Raw genomic sequence first — 8,375 nt, 5'->3', positions numbered from 1 at the left:
CCGGGGCCGGCGACCACCGCCCCGACACCGGTCGCGCCGGCGGCGCCGGAGCGGCCCGGGGCGCGCCGGGACGAGCGCGAGGACGAGGTCGAGCCCGAGGACGGCGCCCTGCTGGCCGCCGGGGCGGCGGGCGCACCCGCCGGCGACCGCCCGCGCCCGCGCCGGGGCCGCGCGAAGGTCCCGAGCTGGGACGAGATCGTGTTCGGGGCCCGCCCGGAGTAGCCGCCGCCCGTCCGTCGGCCGCGAGGCCGGGGCGGGGCGGGCGGTGCCCGTGCTCGCCCCGCGGCGGCGTCAGGCGGTCGGGGGGGTCGGGGCGACGGCGCGGGCGACGGCGGCCGTCATCCGCCGCACGTGGTGCCGCCGGCACAGGACCTCGTAGGCGACCTCGCCCGCGACCGGCTCGACGTCCCCCACCACGACCTGGTCGCCCTCGACCACCATGAGGCCGTCGGCCGTGCGGGCGTTGTGCGTCGCACGCGCGCCGCACCAGCAGAGGGCCCGCACCTGGAGCACCTCGACGCGGTCGGCCAGCTCGACGAGCCGCGCCGAGCCGGGGAACAGCCGGGCCCGGAAGTCCGTGGTGATGCCGAAGGCGAACACGTCGACCTCGAGCTCGTCGACGACCCGGGCGAGCTGCTCCACCTGCTCCGCGGCGTAGAACTGCGCCTCGTCGCACACGAGGTAGTCCACGGCGGCACCCGCGGCCCGCCGCTCCAGCACGACGCGCCAGAAGTCCGTGGCGTCCGTGACCTCGTCGGCCCGCCGCACGAGGCCCAGGCGCGAGGAGATGAGGGCGGTCCCGGACCGGTCGTGCTGGGTGAAGAGCAGCCCCTGCCGCCCCCGGGCGGCGTGGTTGTGGTGCATCTGCAGCGCGAGGGTGGACTTGCCGCAGTCCATGGTCCCGGAGAAGAAGACGAGCTCGGCCACGTCAGCGCCTCACGCCTGCACCACCAGCAGCGGCACGAGCATCTCCGCCGGCGTCCGGGAGCCGTGGACCCCCACGAGCTCCAGGGACGCCTCGCTCTGGGTGGCCGGGTCCACGACGGTCGCCCGACCCGCCATCGCGACGACGACGTCGCCGACCACCGGCCGTACCGCGGCGTCGACCGGCCCGAACCAGCCCGCCTCGACCGCCGCGTCGCGCTCGGCGACGACCGCGTGCTCGCCGAGCACGTCGCGCCACCGGGCGGCGACGGCGCCGGCGACGTCCGGCCGGCCCGGGGCGGCCGGGGTGGTGTGCAGGTGCAGGAACCGGGGCTCCCCCGCCACGAGCTCGACGCCCTCGGCGAGCCGCGGGTCCGCGGCGGCGTCCCAGCGCAGCGCGCGGTCGACGTCCACCATCCCGTGGTCGGCGGTGACGACGACGAGGGTGCCCGCGGGCAGGCGCCGCACGAGCGCGCGCAGCCCGGCGTCGACCTCCTCCAGCGCCGCGCCCCAGGCGGCGGAGCCCCACCCGTGGTGGTGGCCGGCCTTGTCGACCTCGCCCCAGTACAGGTACGCCAGACCCGGGCGGCGCAGCACCCGGGCCACCGCGTCGACCCGCGCGTCGAGCCCCTCGGCGGCGACGAACTCCGCACCCCGCAGGGCCGCCTCGGTCAGCCCGGAGCCGGCGAAGCGGGCGGGCCCGACGCTCGTCGTCGTCACCCCGGCGGCCGCGAGCCCCGCGAGCACACCCGGGACCGTCTGCCAGGCGTGCGGCCCCGGCAGGTCCGTCCACGACACGAGGTTGCCGAGCCGACCCGTGCCCGGGTCGCGCACGGTGTAGCCGAGCATCGCGGTCCGTCCCGGGCCCTCCCCCGTGCCGAAGGTGCCCATCGCCGTGGCGGTCGTCGACGGCACCGTGCTCACGAGGGGCTCGGACCCCGCGAGGAGGGAGCGCAGGAAGGGGGCGTGCCCCGACCGCTCGGCGAGGTTCAGGTGCCCCAGCCCGTCGACGAGCACGACGCAGACCCGCTCGGCGGTCGGCAGCCCGAGCACGGCCCGGGCGGCACCGCCGTCGGGGTGCACGGGCGCGCCCAGGGCGTCCGCGAGGGCGGGCAGGACGCGGCCGAGCCGCCGCTCGCCGCCGGGGTGGAGGAAGCCGGCCCGCACGGCCTCCGCCTCCGCGGCCGCCGCGGCGGCGCGGGCTCCGTCCGCCCCGGGAGCGGGGTTGCCCGACGGGGCCGGGACCGCGGGGTCGGGCGCTGCGGGGGCCGGCGCTGCGGGGGCCGGGACCGTGCCGGGGACCGGGGCGGGCATCAGCCGCGGGCGCTGGCGGCCGACAGGCGCCGGGCGAAGCCGAGGGCGGCGCGCACCGCCCCGACGCCCTCCGCGGCCGCGCTGACGCGCACGACGACGTCGTCGGGCGACATCGTGCCGGTGAAGCCGTGGTCCGCGTCGCACTCCGGGTCGCCGCACGTGGCGGGCTCGAGGTCGACGCGCGAGACGCCCGCCCAGCCGATGGCCAGGGTGACCTCGCCCGCGGTGGCGCCCGGGGTGTGCGCGGCCGGGGAGTCCACGACGTGCGTGACGGCCACGGAGCGCAGCGCGTGCAGCGGGACGGCCTCCGTGGTGGCGGCGGCGCTGGCGGCGGGGTGCTCGGAGTCGGCGGGGTGGTCGTCGACGTGCGCCACGACGAGCCGCGTCGGCGTCAGGGCCAGCACCGTCACGTGCCGCCGCACCTCGACGTCGTCGAAGGTGGTCTCCGGGTGCACGAGGTGCGCCTCGACGGTCTCGTCCGCGAGCGCCACCGCGAGGACGTCGGCCACGAGGTCCGGGTAGTAGCCCGCGTGGTGCAGGTCGGAGCGCAGGTCGGCGGGAACGGCAGGCACACCTCATCCTCGCACGCACGCACGGGCCCCGTGCGCGCCCGTCCCCCGGTCGCCACCCCCGCGTCCCGGGCGCCGGCCGGCCGCGGCCCCTACCGCTGCAGGGCCCGCCGGGGCACGTCCGTGCGGTCGGCCGGGCCGAGCTCGACCCGTGCCGCCAGGACCCACGCCCCGCGCCGGGCGACCACGACCGGGTGCAGCTCGAGCGAGCGCAGCTCGGGCAGCGCGTCGGCCAGGACGCTCACGCGCGCGACGACGTCCTCCAGGGCGGGCACGTCGAGCTCGGGCTGGCCGCGGTAGCCGAACAGCCGGGGGGCCGCGCGCGGCGTGCGGATGAGGGCAGCCACGTCCTCGGGCGTCAGCGGCGGCATCGCGTACCCGACGTCGCCGAGCAGGTCGGTGGCGTCCCCCGCCAGCCCGAAGCTCAGCACGGGGCCGAAGAGCGGGTCCTCCACGGACCGGACGACGCAGGGCACCCCGGGCGGGACCATCTCCTGGACCTCGAGCGGCTCCGGCACGTCACCGGTGGGCTGGCCGGCGGCGACGGCCAGCACCCCGGCGGCCGCGGCGCGCACGTCGTCGTCGTCGGCCAGGTCCAGACGCACGCCGCCGAGGTCGGCGCGGTGCCGCAGGACCGGGGAGGTCGACTTCACCGCGACCGGGTGGCCGATCCGCCGCGCCGCGAGGACCGCCTCCTCCGGGTCGTGGGCGGGCAGCGTCGGCACCGTCGCGAGGCCGACGGTGGCGAGCAGCTCGTGCGTGCGCGCGGGGTCCAGGCGCACGGCCTCGCCGGGCACCCCCCACCGCCGCACCAGGCGCCGCGCGGCCCGCACGTCCACGCCGGGCGGCTGCACGGGCCGGCCCCGCTCCCCCTCGACCCAGCGGGCGTACCGCGCGGCGCGCGCGAGCGCCGCGGCCGCGTCGTCGGAGGTCGCGTACGCCGGGACGGTCCGCGGGCGGCCGTCGGCGTCCGGCGCCGTGAGCTCGGCCGTCACGCCGGGCGGGCCCGACAGGCAGGCGGCGGTGGTGCGTCCGGTCCGGGCCGCGGCCTCCGCCACCGCGCGCGCCAGGTGGGGGTCGGGCCCGTACACCACGGGCACCCGCACGACGAGGACGGCGTCGGCGTCCTGCGCGAAGACCGCGTCGACCGCACGCTGCACCCGCCCGGGGTCGGCGTCCTCGGGCAGCACCACCGGGTCCTCGCGCACGACGAGGCCCGCCGCCGTCGCGGAGGCCGTGACGACGGCCGCGGTCGTCGCCGAGCTCGCCAGGACGGCGCACCGCCGGCCCGTCGGCAGGGGCTGGTGCTGCAGGAGCTGCACGACGTCGAGCATCTGCCGCACGTCGTCGACCCGGACCACGCCGGCCTGCCGCATCATCTCCTCGAGCGTGCGCGGCGGCACGTAGGTCGTGCGCACCGCGTGCCCGGGCGGCACCACCTGCCCCGACCGGCCGGCCGTCACGACGACGACGGGCTTCGTCGCCGCCAGCCGCCGGGCGATCCGCGTGAACTTGCGGGGGTTGCCGATGGACTCCAGCAGCAGGGCGACGACGTCCGTCCCCTCGTCGGCCGTCCAGAACTGCATGAGGTCGTTGCCCGAGACGTCCGCGCGGTGCCCCGCCGAGACGAACTGCGCCAGGCCCAGCCCGCGCTGCCGCACGGCGTCGACGAGCCCGACGGCCACCGGTGCGGACTGGCAGAACACGCCCACGCGCCCGACCGGCAGGGGCTCGCGCGCGAGGGAGGCGTCGAGCACCGTGCCGTCGGGACGGACGGAGCGGATGCCGAAGGAGGCCGGCCCCAGCACCCTGATGCCCGCCGTGCGCGCCGCCCGCACGACCGTGCGCTGCAGCTCCACGCCCCCCGGCCCCGTCTCGCCGAACCCCGCCGACAGGAGCACCACGGCCCGCACCCCGTGCCGCGCGAGCGCCCGGACCAGGCCCGCGGCGTCGCGCGCCTCGACGGCGAGGACGGCCAGGTCCACCGGGCGCGGCAGCGCGGCCAGCGCCTCCCACCGGTCCGCGCCCGCCTGCCCCGGCACCCCGACGAGGTGCACGGGCAGCTTCGGGTCGGCCGTGCGCAGCGAACGCACGACCGTCTCGGCCATGCGCGCGACGAGCCCCTGCCCGTGACCGGGCCCGACGACCACGACGGACCGGGCGCCGAGCACCCCGCGCACAGACAGCGCCTCCGCGCGGTGCTCCCGCTCCGCCATGACGGCCAGGGAGCGCTCCGTGGGGTCGATGTCGAAGCCCACGCTGACGACGCCGTCCTCCGTGCGCTGGCGCACGCCGTAGCCCGCCTCGCGGAAGGTGGCGATCATCCGGCCGTTCTGCGGCAGCACCTCGGCGACGAAGCGCCGCACCCCCCGCTCGCGTGCGGCGGCGGCGAGGTGCTCCAGCAGCGCCGAGCCCAGCCCGCGGCCCTGGTGCGCGTCCGAGACGTTGAACGCCACCTCGGCGGTGTCGTCGTCCACCCGGTCGTAGCGCGCCACGGCGATGATGCGCTCCGTGTCGTCGTCGTCGGTCTGCACCGCGACGAGCGCGACCCGCTGGTCGTGGTCCACCTGCACGAGCCGGGCCAGGTCGCGGTCCGGGATGCGCTCGAGCGCCGCGAACCAGCGCAGGTAGTTCGAGCGCTCGGACTGCCCGAGGTGGAAGGCCTGGAGGGCGTCGGCGTCGTCGGGGCGGATGGGCCGCACGTGCGTGGTGCCGCCGTCGTAGAGGACGACGTCCGCCTCCCAGCCGGCGGGGTAGCCGCCGTCCGGTCCTCCCGCCGCGGGCCCCGGCGCGGGGCCCTGCGCGGCGGGCGCCCCGGCCCCGTCCCCGCCGACGTCCACCATGGTCGTCACCCTAGCGAGGCCCCCCGCCCCGGTGCGCCCCGACCCGCGGCGCCCCTCAGGGCACCCGGCCGCCGCGGGGCCGGGTGCCCGGGCCCCGCCCGCGCACCCGCCCGCGTGCCCCGCCCGCGTGCCGTCGCGGGCGCGCCCGGCGTCCGGGGGACAATGCCCGCAGCCCCGACCCGACCGACCCGAGAGGCCGCCGCCCCATGGCCCGTCGCCCGTCGTCCCCCGACCTGCCGCCCGAGGACGTCGCCGAGCGCATCGTCGACATCGACGTCGCCGCGGAGATGGAGTCGTCGTTCCTCGAGTACGCCTACTCCGTCATCTACACGCGCGCGCTGCCCGACGCGCGGGACGGCCTCAAGCCCGTGCAGCGCCGGATCCTCTTCCAGATGTCGGAGATGGGGCTGCGCCCCGACCGGCCCTACGTGAAGTCGGCGCGCGTCGTCGGCGACGTCATGGGCAAGCTGCACCCCCACGGCGACACGGCGATCTACGACGCGATGGTGCGCCTGGCGCAGCCGTTCTCCCTGCGGCTGCCCCTCATCGACGGGCACGGCAACTTCGGCTCGCTCGACGACGGGCCGGCCGCCCCGCGCTACACCGAGGCCCGCATGGCGCCGGCCGCCACCGCCATGACGCAGGGCCTCGACGAGGACACCGTCGAGTTCGTCCCGAACTACGACAACAAGACGATGCAGCCGGCGGTCCTGCCCTCGGCCATCCCGAACCTGCTCGTCAACGGCGCGGCGGGCATCGCGGTCGGCATGGCGACGAACATGGCGCCGCACAACCTCGTCGAGGTCGTCGCGGCGGCGCGGCATCTCGTCGCCCACCCGGACGCCACGCTCGAGGACCTCCTGCGCTTCGTGCCCGGCCCCGACCTGCCCACGGGCGGCAAGGTCGTCGGCCTCGAGGGCGTGCGCGAGGCCTACCGCACGGGCCGCGGCGCGTTCCGCACCCGGGCCACCGCGCGCATCGAGAACGTCACCCCCCGCCGGCAGGGCATCGTCATCACGGAGCTGCCGTACCTCGTCGGCCCGGAGAAGATCCTCGAGAAGATCAAGGAGGGCGTGCAGGCCAAGCGCCTCGTCGGCATCTCGGGCGCGGACGACTTCACGGACCGCACGCACGGCGTGCGCCTCGTCGTCGAGGTGAAGTCGGGGTTCCACCCCGAGGCGGTGCTCGAGCAGCTCTACCGCGCCACCCCGCTCGAGGACTCGTTCAACATCAACAACGTCGTGCTCGTCGACGGCCAGCCGCGGACCCTGGGCCTGCGCGAGCTGCTCCAGGTGTGGGTGGACCACCGCATCGACGTCGTGCGGCGCCGGTCGCGGCACCGCCTCACCCAGCGCCTGGACCGCCAGCACCTCGTCGAGGGGCTGCTCCTGGCCATCCTCGACATCGACGAGGTCATCCAGCTCATCCGCGCGGCGGAGGACGCCGACGCCGCCCGCACGCGCCTGCAGCAGGTCTTCGACCTGTCCGAGAAGCAGGCGGAGTACATCCTCGAGCTGCGCCTGCGCCGCCTCACCCGCTTCTCCCGCGTCGAGCTCGAGTCCGAGCGGGACCGCCTCGCCGCGGAGATCGCCGAGCTGCAGGAGATCCTCGGCGACGAGGCGCGCCTGCGGGCGCTGGTGTCCGACGAGATGGCCGAGGTCGCGCAGACCTACGGCACGCCGCGGCGCACCGTGCTGCTGGAGTCGGCCGGCGCGTCGGCGGTCGGCGCCTTGCCCGTCCCGGCGACGGCCACCGGCGGGCGGGCCTCGGCCCGCGCGGCCGCGCCGCTCGAGATCGCCGACACCCCCTGCTTCGCGCTCCTGTCGGCCACCGGCCTGCTCGCCCGCACCGCCGACGACCACCGCCCGACGCGGCCCGAGGGCGCCCGTGCCCGGCACGACGTGCTCACGAGCGTCGTCGCGACGACCGCCCGCGCCCAGGTCGGTGCGGTGACCTCGCACGGCCGCGTGGTGCGGGTCGGCGTGCTCGACCTGCCGGCGCTGGCACCCAGCCACGGGGCGCCGAGCCTGTCCGGCGGCGTGCCGCTGGACGAGGTGATCGCGCTGGACAAGGGCGAGCGCGTCGTCGGGCTGTGCTCGCTCGCGCCCGACGCGCCGACGCTCGCGCTCGGCACCGCCGGCGGCGTCGTCAAGCGCGTGACGACCGCCGAGGCACCCGCGAACCGCGACGCCTGGGAGGTCGTCGGGCTCAAGGACGGCGACGTCGTCGTCGGGTGCGCGGAGGTCACGGACGAGGACGAGCTCGTGCTCGTCAGCTCCGACGCCTCCCTGCTGCGGTTCCGCGCCTCGGCCGTGCGGCCGCAGGGCCGGCCGGCCGGCGGCATGGCGGGGATCGCGCTCGGTGCGGGCGCCCGGGTCCTGTCCTTCGGCGCGATCGGCCCGGGCGTCGAGGCGCAGGTCGTCACCGTCGCCGGGAGCTCCGTGGCGCTGCCCGGCACGCAGGCGGGCACGGCCAAGGTGACGCCCTTCGACGTCTACCCCGCGAAGGGCCGGGCGACCGGCGGCGTGCGCTCGCACCGGTTCCTCAAGGGCGAGGACACGCTCCTGCTCGCGTGGGTCGGCCCGGCGCCCGCCTGCGCGACGGGCTCGGCGGGCCAGGCCGTCGACCTGCCGACGCCCGACCCGCGGCGCGACGGCTCCGGCACGCCGCTGGCGGCCCCGGTGCACGCGGTCGGCTGACCGCGGGACGGGGCGCCGGCGGCCGC

5 protein-coding genes and 1 pseudogene are annotated in these 8,375 nt (G+C 78.0%); 2 read left to right on the top strand and 4 right to left on the bottom strand.

Features of this window, described 5'->3' with window-relative positions:
* Positions 1 to 222, top strand: a pseudogene (locus tag EJA20_RS12835) (hypothetical protein); the annotation flags it as partial.
* 69 nt (positions 223 to 291) lie between these two features.
* Here EJA20_RS12835 and EJA20_RS12830 read toward each other — a convergent pair.
* The 4 genes from EJA20_RS12830 to EJA20_RS12815 form a co-directional block, all read right to left on the bottom strand.
* Entirely contained in the window at positions 292 to 927 is a 636-nt protein-coding gene (locus EJA20_RS12830) for a thymidine kinase (protein WP_129338589.1), read from the bottom strand.
* A 9-nt stretch (positions 928 to 936) separates the two neighbouring features.
* Positions 937 to 2,238, bottom strand: a complete 1,302-nt coding sequence (locus EJA20_RS12825; protein ID WP_129338586.1) for an alkaline phosphatase family protein — start codon at positions 2,236 to 2,238, stop codon at positions 937 to 939.
* A complete protein-coding gene (locus EJA20_RS12820; RefSeq protein WP_129338583.1) occupies positions 2,238 to 2,810 on the bottom strand; it encodes a DUF5998 family protein in 573 nt (190 codons plus the stop codon). The genes EJA20_RS12825 and EJA20_RS12820 overlap by 1 nt, the downstream gene beginning before the upstream one ends.
* Before the next feature lie 89 nt (positions 2,811 to 2,899).
* Entirely contained in the window at positions 2,900 to 5,650 is a 2,751-nt protein-coding gene (locus EJA20_RS12815; RefSeq protein WP_129338581.1) for a GNAT family N-acetyltransferase, read from the bottom strand.
* A gap of 206 nt (positions 5,651 to 5,856) precedes the next feature.
* Between EJA20_RS12815 and EJA20_RS12810 the strand changes: the two genes are divergently transcribed.
* Positions 5,857 to 8,349 (top strand): DNA gyrase/topoisomerase IV subunit A, encoded by a 2,493-nt coding sequence (locus tag EJA20_RS12810; protein ID WP_129338578.1) that lies wholly within the window; start codon positions 5,857 to 5,859, stop codon positions 8,347 to 8,349.
* Positions 8,350 to 8,375 lie beyond the last annotated feature (26 nt).

This window comes from Cellulomonas endophytica, assembly GCF_004123805.1.
Lineage (GTDB): Bacteria > Actinomycetota > Actinomycetes > Actinomycetales > Cellulomonadaceae > Cellulomonas > Cellulomonas endophytica.
The sequence above is the reverse complement of the archived record's forward strand: the minus strand, read 5'-3'. Positions and strand labels throughout refer to the sequence as shown.

Coding starts and splice junctions, on each gene's coding strand:
- EJA20_RS12810 (WP_129338578.1), top strand. CDS start 5,857: ATGGCCCGTCGCCCGTCGTCCCCCGACCTGCCGCCCGAGGACGTCGCC.
- EJA20_RS12815 (WP_129338581.1), bottom strand. CDS start 5,650: ATGGTGGACGTCGGCGGGGACGGGGCCGGGGCGCCCGCCGCGCAGGGC.
- EJA20_RS12825 (WP_129338586.1), bottom strand. CDS start 2,238: ATGCCCGCCCCGGTCCCCGGCACGGTCCCGGCCCCCGCAGCGCCGGCC.